Genomic DNA, 17661 nt, shown 5'->3' on the forward strand with positions numbered 1-17661 from the left:
GGAAGGTTTTTTTATACCAAGAAGGAGAGCGTTATGACTGAAAAAACATTTAATTGTATTGCCACCGCTGCGAGCGGTTTAGAAGCACTAGTGGGCAAAGAATTACGGGATTTAGGGATCGAGTGTGAGGTTGAAAACGGCCGAGCGCGCTTTAAAGGGACAATGGAGACCATTGCTACCGCGAACTTGTGGCTCCGTACAGCGGACCGTATCAAAATCGTCGTTGGGGAATTTGACGTATTGACTTTCGATCAGCTGTTTGAAGAAGTTAAAGCGTTACCGTGGGAAGACTTTTTACCGTTAGACGCTGAATTTCCAGTAGCTGGAAAATCAATCAAATCAAAATTGTATAGTGTACCTGATTGTCAAGCGATTACCAAAAAAGCAATCGTCAATCGTTTAAGAGAAGTATACCATCGTCCAGCAAGTGTGCCGCTGACTGAAACGGGCGCTTTTTTCCAATTAGAAGTCGCTTTATTGAAAGACCATGCGATGATCACATTGGATACGACTGGCCCTAGTTTGTTTAAACGTGGCTATCGTTTAGAAAAAGGAGGCGCGCCGCTGAAAGAAAACATGGCTGCGGCTTTAGTGATGCTGACAAATTGGTACAAAGACAAGCCGTTTGTCGATCCCGTTTGTGGATCAGGCACGTTGTGCATTGAAGCAGCGTTGATCGGTCACAATATCGCCCCTGGCTTTAATCGGGAATTTGTTTGCGAAACGTGGGATTGGTTCCCAGCAGAAGTATTTGAAAAAGTACGGAAAGAAGCAGATGAAGCAGCAGATTATGATGTCGAATTAGATATTACCGGTTCGGATATCAATGGTCGAATGATTGAGATCGCCCGCCGGAATGCGGAAGAAATCGGTCTAGGAGACTCGATCACCTTCAAACAACAAGCTGTTAAAGACTTTAAAACAGAAAAAGAGTATGGTGTCGTTGTGGCTAACCCTCCTTATGGCGAACGCTTAGGAGAAGAAGAGACTGTTCAGCGACTGTATCAAGAAATGGGCCAAGTGTTTCGACCGCTTAAAACCTGGAGCAAGTACTTTTTGACCAGTGACTTGACTTTTGAGACCCATTACGGCGAAAAAGCGACAAAAAAACGCAAATTATATAACGGTGCGATTCGTACTGATCTCTTCCAATACTGGGGACAACGTCCGCCACGCAAAAAGGAGTCTGCTGAATGAAAGAACAAGAATTTCTGAAAGAATTAAAAGAAATCGATCTATTGCAACAAGCAATGGGGATCTTAGGCTGGGATAATCAAACAGGGATGCCAGAAAAAGCCAGTGATTACCGGGCGGAAGTTGACAGCTATTTATATGGTCTATACTTTGACAAAAAAGTGGGGGAACCAATCCAAGAAGCAATCAGCTATTTCGGGAAACACCCAGATGAATTATCAGAAGTAGGGAAAGCGGCGTATCAATTAGTCAAAGAAGAATATGAATTGCAAAAAGATGTGCCCAATGAGTTGGCGATGGCGGCTTCCGCAGCTACGTCAAAAGCACATACTGCTTGGCTCAAAGCCCGTAAAGAAAAAGATTTTTCTTTATTTAAAGATGCTCTTTCTGAAAACATTCGCTTAACGAAAGAATTGATTCCTTATTGGAAGAAAAATGAGCTGACGAACTATGACGTCTTATTAAATCAATACGAACCGAATATGACGGTTGAGATCTTGGATAACGTATTCTCACAAGTGAGAGATGGTATCATGGATATTCGTCGTCAATTGGCTGAAAAAGGAACAGCGCCAGATACTTCGATCCTTTCACGTAAGATGACCGAAGCGCAACAACGTAAATTTATCTCAAAAGTGATCGCCGACTTAGGCTATGACTTTTCTCGCGGCCGTCTGGATAATACGGTCCACCCATTTGCTACGGGGATCAACCACAATGATGTACGGTTGACCACACGCTGGAGCGAAACTGACTTTTCGATGGGACTGTTCGGTGTGATTCATGAAGCTGGTCACGGGATGTACGAGCAAAACATCGATGAGAAATACGAAGGCACGTCTGTTCATGAAGGGGCGTCCATGGGAATCCACGAATCCCAATCGCTGTTTAATGAAATCATTATCGGCAGCAACCGCAATTTCTGGGCAAAGCAATACCCATTTTTCCAAGAATGTGCGGAAGGCACGTTTGATGATGTGTCTTTTGACACTTTCTATGACTCCTTGAAGCATTCAAAAGCTAGCTTGATCCGTATTGAAGCCGATAGTCTGACATATGTCATCCATATCATTATTCGTTACGAGATCGAAAAAATGATCTTTAACGAAACCGTATCGATCGATGAACTGCCAAAAATCTGGAATGACAAATACGAGGAATATTTAGGGATTCGTCCAGAAAATGATCTGGAAGGGATCTTACAAGACGTTCATTGGTCTGGTTCAAGCTTCGGGTATTTCCCATCCTATGCTCTAGGATATATGTATGCAGCACAATTACTCCACGCCATGGAAAAAGAAATCAATGTCGATGAAGTGTTGGCTTCGGATGATTATTCACCGATTCGTAAATGGCTGACTGAAAATATTCATCAATATGGCGCATCCAAGAAACCAAATGGATTGATTTTAGATGCAACGGATGAATTATTGAATCCTCAATATCTATTAGACTATTTACGTAAGATCTATTTTAGCGTCTATAAAATCAGCGAGACGCAAGATTTCGCTTAAAAGTAACGAGTGGAAAGAAGCTTCGCAAGACGTTGCCGCCCCAATTATTTCATGGGGTGCTCGTCTTGTTGAACTTCTTTTCCTTTTGTATCAATCACCATCGAAAAAAGAAGGCTAGCTGCTTTCATATCGAAAGAAGGAAAAAAATGAAGGAAGAAAACAATGTTGCCGATCTTAGCAAAGTAATTGCTTATGCCGAAAGTATTCTGGGGAATGATTACACAGGACATGGGTTTGATCATGTCAAACGAGTGGCTGGGTTAAGTCAAGCCATCATTGATGCCGACGAATTGGCAGTTGATTGCTTTGTCGTACAGGCGGCAGCCTATCTCCATGATACGGTGGATGACAAAGTTGTGGCGGATGTCACAGCGGCGTCTAATGAAGTGCGAGCTTGTTTGACCACAGCGGGAGCCAGTGAAGCACAAACGAAAGAAATTTTTTCTATTATCGAGAATCTGTCTTTTTCAAAAGAACTTTTGCAAGGCGCGCAAGTTGTCTCAGTAGAAGGCCGCGTCGTTCGTGATGCAGATCGTCTCGATGCTTTAGGTGCGATCGGTATTTTACGGACGAGTTATTTTGGTGGCAGTCATCAACACCCGATCCATGTCAGTGACTTAGCCCCAAAGACGTTTCAAAATCATGAAGATTACCGAAAAGGAACGACGGTGATCAATCATTTTTATGAGAAACTATTTTTGCTTCCTGAAAAGATGACCACGGCGTATGGCAAAAAAGAAGCCCAACGACGTGTGGCTTTCATGAAGGATTTTTTAGAAGAATTCTATGCAGAGTGGGATGTTTAACTTTGTTTAGAGTTTTTTAAACTGAAATTCGATTATTTCCTTTTTCCTCCATTGTTCTTTATAATAATAAGTACAAAGGAGGGATGGAAATGTACTACCAACAGGCATTACAACCGAATGAACTATTGCCAGCGATTTCCAATTCAGGGGAATGCTTTTTTGTCATTCGGGCTGAGCTACCCATCCGGCAATATCAAATCGCAGTCTATCTTTACGACGATCAATTCTTTTTGTTGCAAGATGATCGCTTGTTTGATCAAATCGACCAAATCTCTAGTGAAACATTAGGGGATGAAGAAGAGATTTTACCATTTATCGAAGAAGCGCTGGAAGAAAACCATTATTTATTAGTGGAAAAAGCGTTTATTCGTTTAGATCTATCTACTTTACAAAAGATGACCGATCTTACTAGTTTCGATATCTTGTTTTATGAATTTTTTGACTCATGGGGGGAAGAAGGATGAAACGGACTGAATACGTAACGCTACAAGACCAAACATTGATCGACCTATTCCAGCAGTTAGGAGAGGATATTTCGAATCTCGAGCTGATCGATGAAGAAAAGAATATCGATGTGGTGGTTGTGTCGAATAGTGATTGGCAATATTTATTGGAGCAAGTCAATGATGATGTGAAAGAGTCTTTTGCTGATACGTCAGAGACGGACCTAAATGAAGAACTAGCCGACGAATAAACCTTTTTTTAGTTGATAAACTGTTTTACTACGAAAGTGGCGGATGGATCTTTAGAAGGGGTCTAGCAATCTAGGCAGCTTACCAAAAAAATACGAAGCGATCTCATTTCCCGTCAAGAGGAGCAGGATCAATTCGTATTTCTAGGTAGGTTGCTTTTATTTTGTCCGCAGACGAACGTTTTTGACTTTTAAATAGCCGCGAATCAAGTTGACAATCAGTAAAAGAATGCCCACAATCAATGGAATCGCTAATAAGTAAGGCGAGTAAAGGTGGGTTTCTTGCACGTGTTCAAGAGATGTTTTCTCCACTTCATTGATGGCTTGTTGAATGACTTGTAAACTAAATCCTGTCAGAAAACCAGCAATGATGAAAAGGACGAAGCCTAAATAGGGAATATCGGAAGACCGGCGAAAAAGAGCAAAAGCTGCATATAAAACCAAAAGGAATGCCGGTACGCCAAAGGCAAAATAGGGATTTAACATGGTTTTTTAACCTCCTTTTCTTTTATGATACTCCAAAATTTACGTTTTGGGAAATAGCGTGTAAGATAAAAAGAAAACGTGAAGGAGTTCTTTATGTCCGCTTATATTACCCCAATAAAGGTTGCCTTGCTGGTTTTTCCTTTCCTAGCATTGGCGATATCAATGATTTTTTTTGTTATCCAATATCGAAAATACGGTCGTTTTATCTTGTCACGCGCACTGGTTCTGTATTCATTTGTCTTCTATTTATTGTGCGCCTATTTCTTAGTTATCCTGCCATTGCCCTCGATCGAAGAGGTAGCACAGATGACTGGTCCTAAGATGGAATTGCAGTTAGGGGCATCGTGGCAACATTTTGTCCAACAGACCGTCTTAAACATTCACGATCCGCAAACCTATCTTCCCGCTATGAAGCAGGGGGTCTTTCTTGAGCCACTCTTTAATTTATTGTTGACCTTACCGTTTGGGGTCTATTTGCGTTATTACTTCAAATGTTCCTTTTTAAAAACACTGATTATTACCTTTTGCCTGACATTGTTTTTTGAATTAACGCAGTTGACGGGACTTTATTTTATTTATCCCCGTCCGTATCGTTTATTCGATGTCAATGATCTCTTTGTCAATACAGTCGGAGGGCTTGTAGGCTGGACTATCGCTCCACTTTTTACGTTCTTATTGCCATCAAGGGCAGAGATGGATGCCGATTCTTACGCCAAAGGCACTCGGGTGACTGTGACACGAAGGGTGTTTGCTTGGTTGATCGACTGGGGAATACTGAATGTGGTCAGTTTTATTGTGGTGATCGCTGTTCGTTTGCTCACTCAACAGACGGTACGGGACTTTAGTGGGGACTATTGGTACTTTGCTCTTGAAGTGTTGCTGTACTTTGTGTTGTTGGCTTACCTTGCCAAAGGACAAACGATTGGAAAAAAACTCGTACGAATCAAAATCATGCAAGAAGGCCGTGAGCGTGTCAGCTTGGTGGCTTTATTGAAACGCTATGGTTTGTTTTATCTGATTTATGCCAGCATCAGTCGGGTCAATATCTTTTTCGCACCGTTTCTTGAGTCCAACAATCTGCTGCTTTTAGTCGTTAGTTTGTTGATGGTAGTTATTTTTGGGTTGATCCAGTTTGGTTTTTACTTGAATCTCTTGTGGGCAGCAATAAAAAAAGAAAGCCGCTTTTTCTATGAACGCCGCAGTGCAACGTATACTATCAGTACGATCGATCCTCAATCGATTACAAAAGAAAGTTAGGAAAACAAGGCAACATATGCTATAATCCAAAGGATGCTAAAAGAAAGAAGGTGTTTGAATGTCTTTTGAGTCATTTAAATTTCAACCATTTATTTATGAAGCACTTGCTGATAAAAAGTTCTCTAAACCAACAGAAGTGCAAGAAAAACTGATACCTGTTATCCAAAAAGGACGCAGTGTTGTAGGGCAATCACAGACCGGAAGTGGTAAGACCCACACATTTTTACTGCCGTTGATGGATAAAATCGATGCCGAAAAAGATGAAGTGCAAGTAGTGATCACTGCACCGAGTCGTGAATTAGCCACGCAAATCTATCACGCCGCAAAACAAATCGGCGGATTTCATGATCCTGAAATTCGAGTGTCAAATTTCGTCGGAGGAACGGATAAGCAACGTCAATTAAGCCGTCTGCAAAATCAACAGCCCCATGTCGTGATTGGGACACCTGGTCGTATCTTGGATATGATCAACGAACAAGCGTTAGGGGTTCACACTGCCAATGTATTTGTCGTGGATGAAGCAGACATGACCTTGGATATGGGCTTTTTGGAAGAAGTCGATCAAATTGCGGGGCGTTTGCCTGAGAAACTACAAATGCTGGTTTTCTCCGCAACGATTCCAGAGAAATTGCGCCCATTCTTGAAAAAATACATGGCCAATCCATTGATCGAAGAAATCAAATCGAAAGCAGTCATCTCTGATACGATCGAGAATTGGTTGATTTCTACCAAAGGGAAAAATACCAATAAATTGATCTATCAATTATTGACTACAGGCCATCCCTATCTTGCCATCGTTTTTGCCAACACGAAGAGCCGTGTGGATGAAATTACGGATTACTTAAAGGAACAAGGCTTAAAAGTAGCGAAGATCCACGGCGACATCAGTCCTCGTGAAAGAAAACGGATCATGCGCCAAGTGCAAAATTTGGACTACCAATATGTTGTCGCAACAGATTTAGCTGCGCGAGGAATTGATATTGAAGGGGTTTCTCATGTCATCAATGCTGAGATTCCAGCTGATTTGGATTTCTTTATCCACCGTGTTGGTCGGACCGGTCGAAACCAAATGGATGGGACCGCGATCACTTTATATGATCCAAGCGATGAAGGGGCAATCCAAGCCATCGAAGATCTAGGGGTTGTTTTCCAACCGAAGGAAATCAAAAATGGCGAGATCGTTGCGACTTACGATCGGAATCGTCGGCAAAAGCGGGAAAAATCTCGTGACGAATTAGACCCAACCTTGATTGGCTTAGTCAAGAAAAAGAAGAAAAAAATCAAGCCTGGCTACAAGAAAAAAATTCAATGGGCCGTTGATAAGAAGAACAAAGAAAAACGGAAGATCGAACGTCGTCAAACGACTCGAACCGCCCGCAAAAACAAGAAAAATTCGAATAGCTAATGCTTACCAAAACAGCAGTCAAGGAAGAGAACTACTCTTCCTTGACTGCTGTTTTTAATTGTTTGGTCATTTCTACACACAATACGCCATCTTCAGCATAGGGTTCAGATGTTTTTTGATACCCACAGGATTCATAAAACGCACAAGCGTCGATCTCTGCGGATAACACTGATTGGAGGGCACCCTCTTGGACACCACGCATTTCGAGATAATGCAATAATTTGGTGCCGTATCCTTGGTGCCGATAGGCCCTAGATACGCAAAAGCGATCAGGTTGCAGAGTGTTCGGTGAAGAGAATTGATAGCGAATGGTCGCGATCGGGATGCGTCCATCTAACCAAAGAAAGTATGGGCAGGTTTGGTCTTTTTCATCAAATTCCCATTCTATAGGGATGTGCTGTTCTTCCACAAAAACGGCTTGCCGCAGGGCGAAAACCGCTTGTAGCATCCACGGACTGCGTCCAAAATAAAGCATCAGTCGTTTTCCTCCTTTTTCGTGGTATACTCGTTATAGAGTAATTGTAGCAGATGAGAGGAGAAATGACGTGGATTTTTTTGAGGCGTTACAATGGTCAAATTGGAAGACACTGTCCTTTGAAATCAAAGAACAGCTGATCCAGCAAATTTTAATGTATTTTGTCAGTCCTTTAAAGGAGATCACCGATGTCCATTTTAGTCAGTTGACGTATGCAGGGTTGAAATGTGCTACCTTTGAATTAACGATCGATGGCGAAGACTTTGTCTTTATACCAGGGAACTCTGAGGCGATCTTAGGTTGGGATCTCGGTGTGCAAGGATTACCAGCTACTTGCTGGAGTAAAAATTGGCAGTCACCACCCAACGAGATCATTCGCCAGCTGGAAACAATCTATGAGTTAGAAACCAGCCAGGATTGGGGGATTTTTGTCAATGAGTCTACGAGCCCTTTGCGCAAAGCTGTGATTGATCCTATGCTAGTCCAAAAAAGTTCTCTGCCTGCTGGCGCAAGGTATATCGGGCAGTTAAATACAATCACTGGGGAGTTTCACGGGTTAGTCGATCAATTCAGTGTTTTCGAAAAAGAGCTAAAGGCACAATTCACAGCACCAGCGTCCTTTGAGGAAAGCTTGCGTTGGGAATTACCCGCTTTTTACCACGAAGAGAATCGCTATTTTGCTGCACTCGAGCCGTTATCGGAAACCTATCAGTTATTTACCCACGAATCCGTCAGTCAAACAGAATTGAAACAGCAGTTAGACAAACAAGGCTTTCAGCTGCTATCAGAGGATCAATGGGAATACGTTTGCGGTGCTGCGACTCGGCGACTTTTTCGCTGGGGCAATGAAAAGTCCTGCGACGATGGTGTCTCTTTGTCAACCGCTGAATTGCTTGAACCGAATTTATTTGGCTGCACCTATGGGCTTGCGGATGCGTGGGAGCTGACAGATGGCTTGTCTTTAAAAATGGAGAACTGGCAGATTTGTGGGCATCCTTTATTCGATGCCTTGCCATATGCCAGTTATTACCGTTCACGGAAAATGCTGCAGCCAGATCAAAAGCTTTCTCCCCAGAGCTATCGTTACCGCAAAGCGATTCTGATCAACAAAGAACGGATTTGAGGATTGACTTTTTCGAAACATTTCCTTATACTTTGAATGACGAAGGATATGGTCGGTTTGATGATTCATTACAGAAAGTTTTTCATTGCTGAGAGAAAAACATGAATTCGGACGGATTGCTCCCTTTGGTGCTCAACTGCAGCAGAAATGTTGCCGTCCACTCCGCGTTAACGAGTCTAAGAGGTAATGAGTCACATCATTGCAAGCAAGGTGGTACCGCGTATCGACGTCCTTGCTCTGCAATGGTGTTTTTTTATCGTCAAAATGACTCTACAGGAATAAGAGCGCCTTACCAGCAATTTTGTCAGCCCCTGTATCTTAAGCGAACACAGAAGAAAGTAGGAGAATAACGTGAAACAATTATCCAGTGCAGAAGTACGCCAAATGTTTTTGGACTTCTTTCAATCAAAAGGACATTCCATCGAGCCGAGTGCGTCCCTTGTTCCAGTCAACGATCCAACCCTGTTATGGATCAATTCAGGGGTGGCAACGCTAAAAAAATATTTTGATGGCAGTGTTGTTCCTGAAAACCCAAGAATTACCAATGCGCAAAAATCGATTCGGACTAACGACATTGAAAACGTTGGGAAAACAGCAAGACATCATACGATGTTTGAAATGCTAGGCAACTTTTCAATCGGCGATTACTTCAAAAATGAGGCGATCCATTGGGCATGGGAGTTTTTGACCTCACCAGAATGGATGGCTTTTGATCCAGACAAATTATATGTCACGGTTTATCCAAAAGACACAGAAGCAAAACGGATTTGGGCAGAAGAAGTCGGCTTACCACCAGAGCATATCGTTGAGATTGAAGACAACTTTTGGGACATCGGTGCAGGACCTTGTGGACCGGATTCAGAGATTTTCTATGACCGTGGTCCTGAGTTTAATGACGTAGCGGAAGATGATCCCGAAAACTACCCTGGTGGCGAAAATGAACGCTATTTGGAAATCTGGAATCTGGTCTTTTCAGAATTCAATCATCAACCAGATGGCTCCTATGAACCACTACCACATAAAAACATTGATACGGGGATGGGGCTGGAACGAATGGTTTCCATCGTTCAAAATGCACCAACCAATTTTGAAACAGACTTGTTTCTGCCGATCATTAATGCAGTGGCAGATTTAAGCGGTCGTGTGAACTACGGCGACAGCAAAACGACAGATATCTCCTTTAAAGTGATTGCAGACCATATCCGCGCGCTTTCTTTTGCGATCGGCGATGGGGCACTTCCTTCAAATGAAGGCCGTGGCTATGTTTTACGTCGTTTATTACGTCGTGCTGTCATGCATGGGAAAAAATTAGGGATCGATACTGCCTTCTTATACAAATTAGTACCGATCGTTGGCGAGATCATGGAAAGCTACTATCCTGAAGTACTAGAACAGCAAGAATTTATTGAGAAAGTGATCCGCAACGAGGAAGAACGTTTCCATGAAACGATCAATGAAGGGTTAGATATTTTAAATCAAGTGATCGCCCAAGTAAAAGCAGACGGTCAAGATACGTTAGCTGGTCAAGATATTTTCAAATTGTATGACACTTACGGCTTCCCAGTTGAATTGACAGAAGAAGTGGCGGAAGACGAAGGGTTGAAAGTGGACCACCAAGGGTTTGAACAAGAAATGGATGCACAACGTGCCCGCGCTCGTGCGGCTCGACAAACGGAGCTTTCAATGGGCGTACAATCCGCTTTATTGACAGATATCAAAGTAGACAGCCGTTTCGTTGGCTATGATTCACTTGAAGCAAACAGCGAATTATTAGTGATCATCCAAGACGAAGCGTTACATGATTCTGTTTCGACAGGTGAAGCAAAACTGATTTTTGCCGAAACACCATTTTACGCAGAAATGGGTGGACAAGTTGCGGATACAGGCACGATCGTAGCAGAAGATGGTACGATTGTAGCGGAAGTGACGGATGTCAAAAAAGCACCGAACGGTCAGTTCTTGCATACTGCTACAATCAAAGCGCCACTAAAAGAAGGCGTGAACTATTTCTTACAAGTGGATCAGCATCGTCGCAATAAGATCATTAAAAATCATACGGCGACTCACTTATTGCATAAAGCCTTAAAAGAAGTATTAGGCAGCCATGCGAACCAAGCAGGTTCATTAGTTGCTCCAGGACATTTGCGCTTTGACTTTAGTCATTTTGGGCAAGTGACCAGCGAAGAGCTGAGCCAAATGGAACAAATCGTCAACCAGAAAATTTGGGAAGCTCTTCCTGTTGTGACGATCGAAACGGATATCGATACCGCAAAAGGCATGGGAGCGATGGCACTCTTTGGTGAAAAATATGGGCATGACGTTCGCGTCGTCAATGTTGCCGATTGGTCGATCGAATTATGCGGGGGAACCCATGTAGCAAATACGGAGGATATCGGTATTTTCAAAATCGTTTCTGAATCAGGGATCGGTGCTGGTGTTCGTCGGATCGAAGCAGTGACTAGTCAAGAAGCTTATACGTTATTGCATGAAGAAGAAGCGCAATTAAAAGCAATTGCAGGGATCGTTAAATCCGCCCAATTAAAAGAAGTCGTTGCGAAAACAGAACAACTGCAAGCGCAGCTGCGTGAATTGCAAAAAGAAAACGAAGCTCTTGCCAGCAAGTTAGCAAACCAGCAAGCAGGGGATGTTTTCAAGGATGTCAAAGAAGTAAATGGTCTGCGTCTGATCACAGCAAAAGTGACTGTAAAGGACATGAACCAATTACGTCAACTAGCTGACCAATGGAAACAAAAAGACCATTCTGATATTTTAGTGTTAGCTACCGCGAATGATGGCAAAGTGAATCTTTTAGCTGCCATGAACAAAGCAGCCAACGAAAAAGGATTGAAAGCAGGCGATTTGATCAAAGAGATCGCACCTAAAGTTGGCGGCGGCGGTGGCGGCCGTCCTGATATGGCACAAGCCGGCGGGAAGAATCCAGAAGGAATCGCAGCAGCACTTGAGACAGCAGCAGCGTGGTTAGCTGCCAAGTAAGCACACTATGGTTGAATCTGTACCCGCGAGTTCCTTTCCTTCTAAGAAGATAGGTGAAAGAGGAGCGTAGGTCTTTAACACATTCCTTTTTTGAACGAAGATGACGGAGGGGGAGACCCTTCCGTTATCTTTTTCCTTTTTTCCTACGTGTTATCTGAAAATGCGTTTGATAATTGAAGGGAATTCGCTTTTTTTTCGAAAAAACGATACGAATAGTTGTTTAATTGAATTCCTTCGGGGTAAAATAAGAAAGATGGTTTTTTGAGAGGGTGATGATTTGCTAAACTTTTTTTTAAATCGCAGCAAAAAAAATGGTGTCTACGAACGTACAGCCATCGGGAAGTTAGCAGGTAGCCTCGGGTTGCTTTCCAACCTACTATTATTTGCTGGGAAATTTATCATTGGTTTATCTGCCCAGTCTGTTTCGATTATGGCAGATGCCATCAACAGTCTTTCAGATACCGCTTCGTCTATTTTAACATTGATCGGTTTTCGGATCTCTGCGAAACCAGCCGACAGTGAACATCCATATGGTCATGAGCGATTTGAAGCCATCAGTGGGTTTGTCGTATCTTTGATCATCACGTTTGTTGGCGGCCAATTTCTCATCAGCTCTGTGCAACGCATCATGGAACCGACGAGTATCCGTCTTTCCCCACTATTGTTTATCGTTTTGGTCTTATCGATTTTGATCAAAATCTGGCAGGGAGCGATGTACCGTAAACTGGCGAACCTGATCGGCTCTCAAACACTTAAAGCCAGCGGACAAGACAGTCTCAACGATGTGTATACAACGGGGGCAGTTTTGTTTTCAGCGACGATCGAGTGGCTGACTGGCCTACGTATCGATGGCTTTGTCGGCTGTCTGATTGCCTTGTATATTTTGATTAGCGGAATCAAAATGATTCGTTCCTTTATCAACGAATTATTAGGGGCACGCCCAACCCAAGAAGAAGTAGCTGCCATGGAGCAACGCTTGGATCACTATCCGACGATTCTCGGTTACCATGATTTACTGGTTCATAATTATGGACCGAAAAATCGCTTTGCCAGTGTGCATATCGAAGTGGATGAAACGTGGTCTTTACGAGAAGCGCATGAGGTGATTGATGCGATTGAACAAGATTTTCGCCAATCTTTAAAGGTCGACCTGGTCTGTCATCTTGATCCCGTACCAATTCAAGATCAGCAGTATCGGCATTTAAAAAAAGAAGTGTCAAAGATCATTCGCTTCGTTGACCCACAGTTACGGATGCATGATTTTCAGGTCAAAGGAGATCTGTTGGCTTTTGATTTAGTGATTCCCGCAAAATCGGCGTATAGTGATCAAGAAATCGAAGAAATGCTGAAACAAAAAATCAAAGAAACACTAGGGGACTATGAATTGAAGCTTGCTTTCGATCACAGTTACCTATTATAGGGTTACAGGATATAGGAGGAAACTATGATAAAAATGGATATGAGCATGATTTCCACAGTATTATTGGCACTTTTGTTTATTAATACGATCGCTGCCTTTATTACTGTTTTTCGGAAACCACGCTCGATTGCAAGTGTCTTTGCTTGGATGATGACGTTGGTATTCATCCCCGGCATCGGGTTCTTGTTGTACTTGTTTTGTGGTCGGGGGATCGACGGAGAAATTATTTATAAATTTAGTGAGCACCACCAAAGTAGGATCAATGAGTTGAATCAAATCATCAAAGTGCACAATTATTCTTTTCCTGAACATCCTTACTCAGATGACAATCATCTATTAGAGCGCTATTTTAAGAACCTTGATGAATCGCCCTTGACGAAAGGAAACAAAGTAGAATTTTATACAGATGGAAAAGAAAAATTTGCAGCATTGTTTGAGGACATGAAGCAAGCAGAAGATAATCTGCATGTGGAGTATTATTCGTTTTTTAATGATGAGATCGGTGGCCAATTCTTGTCAATCTTGATCGATAAAGCCCGTGAAGGTGTTGAAGTGCGTTTGGTCTATGATCCATGGGGGTCACCGAAGGCCAATCGGAAATTCTTTCAACCGTTGATTGATGCCGGTGGAAAAGTCGTGCCTTTCATCACTTCGAAGAACCTAATCCGCAACACACGATTGAACTACCATCTACATCGAAAAATCGTTGTGATCGACGGTCAAATCGGATGGACTGGCGGCTTTAATGTCGGCGATCAGTATTTAGGGAAAAAGGCCAAATTTGGCTATTGGCGAGACACCCATGCGAGAATCGTAGGTACTGCCAGTTTTACACTACAAGAGATTTTTATTCGTGACTGGAACGCATCTGTAAAAAGAGAAGAGGATCAGCTGGAATACGAGGATCGCTACTTTATTCTACCGCCGAAAGAGCGCTCTGGAAATGTTGATTTGCAGATCGTTGCTGATGGGCCGGAAAGTGAGACCCAAATTCTCAAAGGCGGTTTTGTAAAAATGATTTTAGCTGCCAAAGAATCGATTTGGATTCAAACGCCTTATTTGATTCCTGATGACAGTATGATGAACGCATTGGAAATTGCCATCCACTCAGGTGTAGACGTCCGAATCATGATTCCATGTATGCCTGATCACCCATTCATTTATCGGGCAACACAGCATTATGCCAATTACTTGCATCGCCGTGGTGCAAAAATCTACATCTATAACAATGGTTTCCTCCATGCGAAGACGGTCATGATGGATGATACCATTAGTTCCTTTGGGACGACGAATCAAGACATTCGGAGTTATGCCTTGAATTTTGAAGTCAATGCCTTCGCCTACGATCACGATGTCACGCAAACGTTGAAAGGCTTCTTTGAAGAAGATATGGCACAATCAACATTACTGACGGATGAAATTTTGGCGAAGCAATCTTACTGGTTGCGCTTCAAACAAAACTTCTCTCGGTTATTGTCTCCGATCCTTTAATTTCATCGCTTTTGCTAATCCTTGGCGTGCCAAATGGTCGGCACCTTTGTTTTGACTCTCAGGGACCCATTGGATGATTGCTAAAGCGAACTGTTTCAACAAGTATTGAATTTCTGTTAAATAATCAGAAAAAGCAGGGTTTTTGGTATAATTCTTGTCGATGGTCTGCGCAACGACTTTGCTGTCGGTATAGAGCATAATTGTCTGTTCCTGTAAACCTTTGTCAATCAGCAGCTGCAACGCGTTGACCATCACAGCGAACTCTGCTTGGTGGTTGGTTGAATCAGGTAGCGGAAACGCAATTTGTTCATGCAGATCAGTACCGACAATGACGATTCCACCGCCACTAGGGCCGGGGTTGCCTTTCGTGGAAGCATCAAGATAAACTTTTAACATTGTCTCACCCTTTTTTGATATGATAAAGATAGTATACTAGAAATTTTATGTTGTGAGGAACTTTTATGAAGCGTAAATTGTATTGGCAACCGGAAGCTGCTACAGCGATCATTTATTGGTCGTTTACTATGATGATATTATTTATCAGTTTGATTCTTTCGTTAGAAAATACCAGACCTTATTGGAAAAGCAACCTCGTTTTAGCCGTCTTTTTCTTTTTTGTATGGTTAGGGATTCACCGAATCATGCTCATCAGGAATGATTTGCTCCTGATTCGCTATGCGCGCTTATGGAAGAAAAGCCTTATTTCTTTACCTGAGATAGAAAAATGGCAAATTATAAACCGTTTAATAAGCATTACCGATCATCAAAAAACGTATACCTTCACGTTGCGTAAAAAAGATGTGGCATGGTTAGAAACTTTTTTTCAAGAAAAAATTCCTGAAAAAAGGGTGCAGGTCAAAACCAACGAGTAATTCATAGGAATCTAGAAAGCAACGGTCACTCCTTTTGGCGTTACAGCCTTAGGAGGGACGTTGTTTTTTGTTTACATAAAGGATTCGTGAAACTTCTTGTAAAAGTGTGAAAAATCTCTCTTTCTTTCTGAATAAAATCAAGTATAATAAGAGCATAGCAAACAAAATACATTTTAAAGTGCTAAATAGTTCGTGAATTGAGGGTAAAAATGAAATCAGATATCGAAATTGCACAAGAATCAATGCCTAAACCGATTATTGAAATTGCTGAACCACTTGGTTTGACAGGCGATGACCTGGAACTTTATGGCAAATATAAAGCAAAAATCGAATGGTCGGCAATCAACGAAAAAGCAAACAATCCGCTGGGTAAACTCATTTTAGTCACAGCGATCAGTCCGACACCCGCTGGAGAAGGCAAGTCAACCGTGACCATTGGACTTGCAGATGCGTTAAATCAAATCGGCAAGCAAACCGTCATCGCCTTACGTGAGCCATCTTTAGGACCAGTAATGGGCATCAAAGGCGGCGCCACCGGCGGCGGCAAAGCACAAGTGTTGCCGATGGAGGACATCAACTTACACTTCACTGGCGATATGCATGCGATCACAGCAGCAAACAATGCCTTGTCTGCATTGATCGATAACCATATCCAGCAAGGCAATGAGTTGGGGATCGACGGACGTCGGGTCACATGGAAACGGGTTGTCGATTTGAATGATCGAGCGTTACGACAAGTGATCGTCGGTCTAGGGGGACCGTTACAAGGCGTTCCCCGAGAAGACGGTTTTGACATCACCGTTGCTAGTGAAATCATGGCGATTTTGTGCTTGGCAACAAGCATTGATAATTTAAAAGAGCGATTAGGAAAGATTTTAATTGGTTATTCTTTTGAGAAACAACCGATTTACGTAAAAGATCTGGCGGTCCAAGGTGCTTTAGCCTTACTTTTAAAAGATGCCCTCAAACCGAATCTTGTTCAAACGATTGAAGGAACCCCTGCGCTGATCCATGGCGGACCTTTTGCAAATATCGCTCATGGGTGTAATAGTGTCATCGCAACCGAGACGGCTTTGCACTTAGGCGAATACACGGTGACCGAAGCTGGGTTTGGTGCTGACTTAGGGGCAGAGAAATTTCTTGATATCAAAACACCGAACTTATCAAAGGCACCAGATGCGATCGTAGTAGTAGCGACGATCAGAGCACTGAAGATGCATGGTGGGGTCGCTGTGGCTGATTTAGGGACAGAAAACTTAAAAGCATTAGAGTTAGGCTTCAGTAATTTAAAGCGACATGTTGAAAACATGCGTAAATACGGGATTCCAGTTGTCGTTGCGCTTAATGAGTTCTCACAAGACACCGAAGCGGAGCGAACATTAGTCGAAACCATGTGCCAGCAAATCGACGTCCCCATCGCACGGACAGCCGTTTGGGCAGACGGTGGTGCAGGTGGAACGGATCTAGCAAAAGCAGTGGTTCAAGTAATCGAGGAAAAACCTGCCAACTATCAACGCTTGTATACCGACGATTTGCCTTTAGCGGATAAAGCTTCTTTGATCGTGCGGGAAATCTATGGCGGGGCAGAGGTTGAGTTTGCGCCGAAAGCCAAGGCACAGTTGCAAAGCTTCAAAGAACAAGGCTGGGATCAGCTGCCGATCTGTATGGCAAAAACCCAGTATTCCTTCAGTGATGATCCAAAGCGATTGGGCGCACCAGATGACTTTACAGTAACGATTCGCGAATTCGTGCCAAAATTAGGGGCTGGCTTTATCGTAGCCTTGACAGGTGCCGTGATGACGATGCCAGGATTACCGAAGAAACCTGCCGCCATCAATATGGACGTGACTTCTGATGGCCAAGCGATCGGTCTTTTCTAAAAGAGCTATCACAAACAAAGAAGGCATTCGCGGCATTTGAAACGGAAAAACGG

Annotated in this window: 16 protein-coding genes; 13 read left to right on the forward strand and 3 right to left on the reverse strand. The window is 42.8% G+C overall.

The window, feature by feature from the left end:
* Nucleotides 1-33 precede the first annotated feature (33 nt).
* From P0G38_RS08500 to P0G38_RS08520, 5 genes are all read left to right on the forward strand, one after another.
* Nucleotides 34-1197 carry a THUMP domain-containing class I SAM-dependent RNA methyltransferase gene (locus tag P0G38_RS08500; protein ID WP_275855108.1) on the forward strand — a complete coding sequence of 388 codons (1164 nt, stop codon included), beginning with the start codon at nt 34-36 and terminating at the stop codon, nt 1195-1197.
* Nucleotides 1194-2708, forward strand: coding sequence for a carboxypeptidase M32 (locus P0G38_RS08505; RefSeq protein ID WP_275855110.1), 1515 nt, complete (start codon nt 1194-1196; stop codon nt 2706-2708). The genes P0G38_RS08500 and P0G38_RS08505 overlap by 4 nt, the downstream gene beginning before the upstream one ends.
* A gap of 146 nt (nt 2709-2854) precedes the next feature.
* Nucleotides 2855-3514 carry an HD domain-containing protein gene (locus P0G38_RS08510; protein WP_010748387.1) on the forward strand — a complete coding sequence of 220 codons (660 nt, stop codon included), beginning with the start codon at nt 2855-2857 and terminating at the stop codon, nt 3512-3514.
* A gap of 83 nt (nt 3515-3597) precedes the next feature.
* Nucleotides 3598-3978, forward strand: a complete 381-nt coding sequence (locus P0G38_RS08515) for a hypothetical protein (RefSeq protein ID WP_005226138.1) — start codon at nt 3598-3600, stop codon at nt 3976-3978.
* A complete protein-coding gene (locus tag P0G38_RS08520) occupies nt 3975-4208 on the forward strand; it encodes a hypothetical protein (protein ID WP_275855113.1) in 234 nt (77 codons plus the stop codon). The genes P0G38_RS08515 and P0G38_RS08520 overlap by 4 nt, the downstream gene beginning before the upstream one ends.
* 156 nt (nt 4209-4364) lie before the next feature.
* On the opposite strand, the gene P0G38_RS08525 is transcribed toward P0G38_RS08520, so the two are convergent.
* A complete protein-coding gene (locus P0G38_RS08525; protein WP_010748384.1) occupies nt 4365-4691 on the reverse strand; it encodes a hypothetical protein in 327 nt (108 codons plus the stop codon).
* 93 nt (nt 4692-4784) lie between these two features.
* On the opposite strand from P0G38_RS08525, the gene P0G38_RS08530 reads away from it, so the two are divergent.
* Both P0G38_RS08530 and P0G38_RS08535 read left to right on the forward strand, forming a co-directional pair.
* Nucleotides 4785-5948 carry a VanZ family protein gene (locus tag P0G38_RS08530; RefSeq protein WP_275855115.1) on the forward strand — a complete coding sequence of 388 codons (1164 nt, stop codon included), beginning with the start codon at nt 4785-4787 and terminating at the stop codon, nt 5946-5948.
* Nucleotides 5949-6006: 58 nt separating this feature from the next.
* Nucleotides 6007-7353, forward strand: a complete 1347-nt coding sequence (locus P0G38_RS08535; RefSeq protein WP_005226134.1) for a DEAD/DEAH box helicase — start codon at nt 6007-6009, stop codon at nt 7351-7353.
* A 31-nt stretch (nt 7354-7384) separates the two neighbouring features.
* Here P0G38_RS08535 and P0G38_RS08540 read toward each other — a convergent pair whose 3' ends face one another.
* Entirely contained in the window at nt 7385-7828 is a 444-nt protein-coding gene (locus tag P0G38_RS08540) for a GNAT family N-acetyltransferase (RefSeq protein WP_121261304.1), read from the reverse strand.
* A 70-nt stretch (nt 7829-7898) separates the two neighbouring features.
* Here P0G38_RS08540 and P0G38_RS08545 point away from each other — a divergent pair, with 70 nt between their 5' ends.
* From P0G38_RS08545 to cls, 4 genes are all read left to right on the forward strand, one after another.
* Nucleotides 7899-8951 carry a DUF7278 family profilin-like fold-containing protein gene (locus tag P0G38_RS08545; protein ID WP_005226132.1) on the forward strand — a complete coding sequence of 351 codons (1053 nt, stop codon included), beginning with the start codon at nt 7899-7901 and terminating at the stop codon, nt 8949-8951.
* 351 nt (nt 8952-9302) lie between these two features.
* Nucleotides 9303-11945, forward strand: coding sequence for an alanine--tRNA ligase (gene alaS, locus P0G38_RS08550; protein ID WP_015509736.1), 2643 nt, complete (start codon nt 9303-9305; stop codon nt 11943-11945).
* A gap of 277 nt (nt 11946-12222) precedes the next feature.
* Complete coding sequence (locus P0G38_RS08555; protein ID WP_060791946.1) at nt 12223-13365, forward strand: cation diffusion facilitator family transporter; 1143 nt, start codon at nt 12223-12225, stop codon at nt 13363-13365.
* Nucleotides 13366-13389: 24 nt separating this feature from the next.
* A complete protein-coding gene (gene cls / locus P0G38_RS08560) occupies nt 13390-14856 on the forward strand; it encodes a cardiolipin synthase (RefSeq protein ID WP_015509734.1) in 1467 nt (488 codons plus the stop codon).
* Here the strand turns inward: cls and P0G38_RS08565 are convergent.
* Nucleotides 14836-15252, reverse strand: coding sequence for a ribonuclease HI family protein (locus P0G38_RS08565; protein WP_005226128.1), 417 nt, complete (start codon nt 15250-15252; stop codon nt 14836-14838). The two genes, cls and P0G38_RS08565, sit on opposite strands and share 21 nt — an antisense overlap.
* 65 nt (nt 15253-15317) lie before the next feature.
* On the opposite strand from P0G38_RS08565, the gene P0G38_RS08570 reads away from it, so the two are divergent.
* Together P0G38_RS08570 and P0G38_RS08575 are read left to right on the forward strand one after the other, a co-directional pair.
* Nucleotides 15318-15728, forward strand: a complete 411-nt coding sequence (locus P0G38_RS08570; protein WP_275855121.1) for an EbsA family protein — start codon at nt 15318-15320, stop codon at nt 15726-15728.
* 209 nt (nt 15729-15937) lie between these two features.
* Entirely contained in the window at nt 15938-17608 is a 1671-nt protein-coding gene (locus P0G38_RS08575) for a formate--tetrahydrofolate ligase (protein ID WP_275855123.1), read from the forward strand.
* Nucleotides 17609-17661 lie beyond the last annotated feature (53 nt).

Source organism: Enterococcus casseliflavus, from assembly GCF_029215545.1.
GTDB lineage: Bacteria > Bacillota > Bacilli > Lactobacillales > Enterococcaceae > Enterococcus_D > Enterococcus_D casseliflavus.

Coding starts and splice junctions, on each gene's coding strand:
- P0G38_RS08500 (WP_275855108.1), top strand. CDS start 34: ATGACTGAAAAAACATTTAATTGTATTGCCACCGCTGCGAGCGGTTTA.
- P0G38_RS08505 (WP_275855110.1), top strand. CDS start 1,194: ATGAAAGAACAAGAATTTCTGAAAGAATTAAAAGAAATCGATCTATTG.
- P0G38_RS08510 (WP_010748387.1), top strand. CDS start 2,855: ATGAAGGAAGAAAACAATGTTGCCGATCTTAGCAAAGTAATTGCTTAT.
- P0G38_RS08515 (WP_005226138.1), top strand. CDS start 3,598: ATGGAAATGTACTACCAACAGGCATTACAACCGAATGAACTATTGCCA.
- P0G38_RS08520 (WP_275855113.1), top strand. CDS start 3,975: ATGAAACGGACTGAATACGTAACGCTACAAGACCAAACATTGATCGAC.
- P0G38_RS08525 (WP_010748384.1), bottom strand. CDS start 4,691: ATGTTAAATCCCTATTTTGCCTTTGGCGTACCGGCATTCCTTTTGGTT.
- P0G38_RS08530 (WP_275855115.1), top strand. CDS start 4,785: ATGTCCGCTTATATTACCCCAATAAAGGTTGCCTTGCTGGTTTTTCCT.
- P0G38_RS08535 (WP_005226134.1), top strand. CDS start 6,007: ATGTCTTTTGAGTCATTTAAATTTCAACCATTTATTTATGAAGCACTT.
- P0G38_RS08540 (WP_121261304.1), bottom strand. CDS start 7,828: ATGCTTTATTTTGGACGCAGTCCGTGGATGCTACAAGCGGTTTTCGCC.
- cls (WP_015509734.1), top strand. CDS start 13,390: ATGATAAAAATGGATATGAGCATGATTTCCACAGTATTATTGGCACTT.
- P0G38_RS08565 (WP_005226128.1), bottom strand. CDS start 15,252: ATGTTAAAAGTTTATCTTGATGCTTCCACGAAAGGCAACCCCGGCCCT.
- P0G38_RS08570 (WP_275855121.1), top strand. CDS start 15,318: ATGAAGCGTAAATTGTATTGGCAACCGGAAGCTGCTACAGCGATCATT.
- P0G38_RS08575 (WP_275855123.1), top strand. CDS start 15,938: ATGAAATCAGATATCGAAATTGCACAAGAATCAATGCCTAAACCGATT.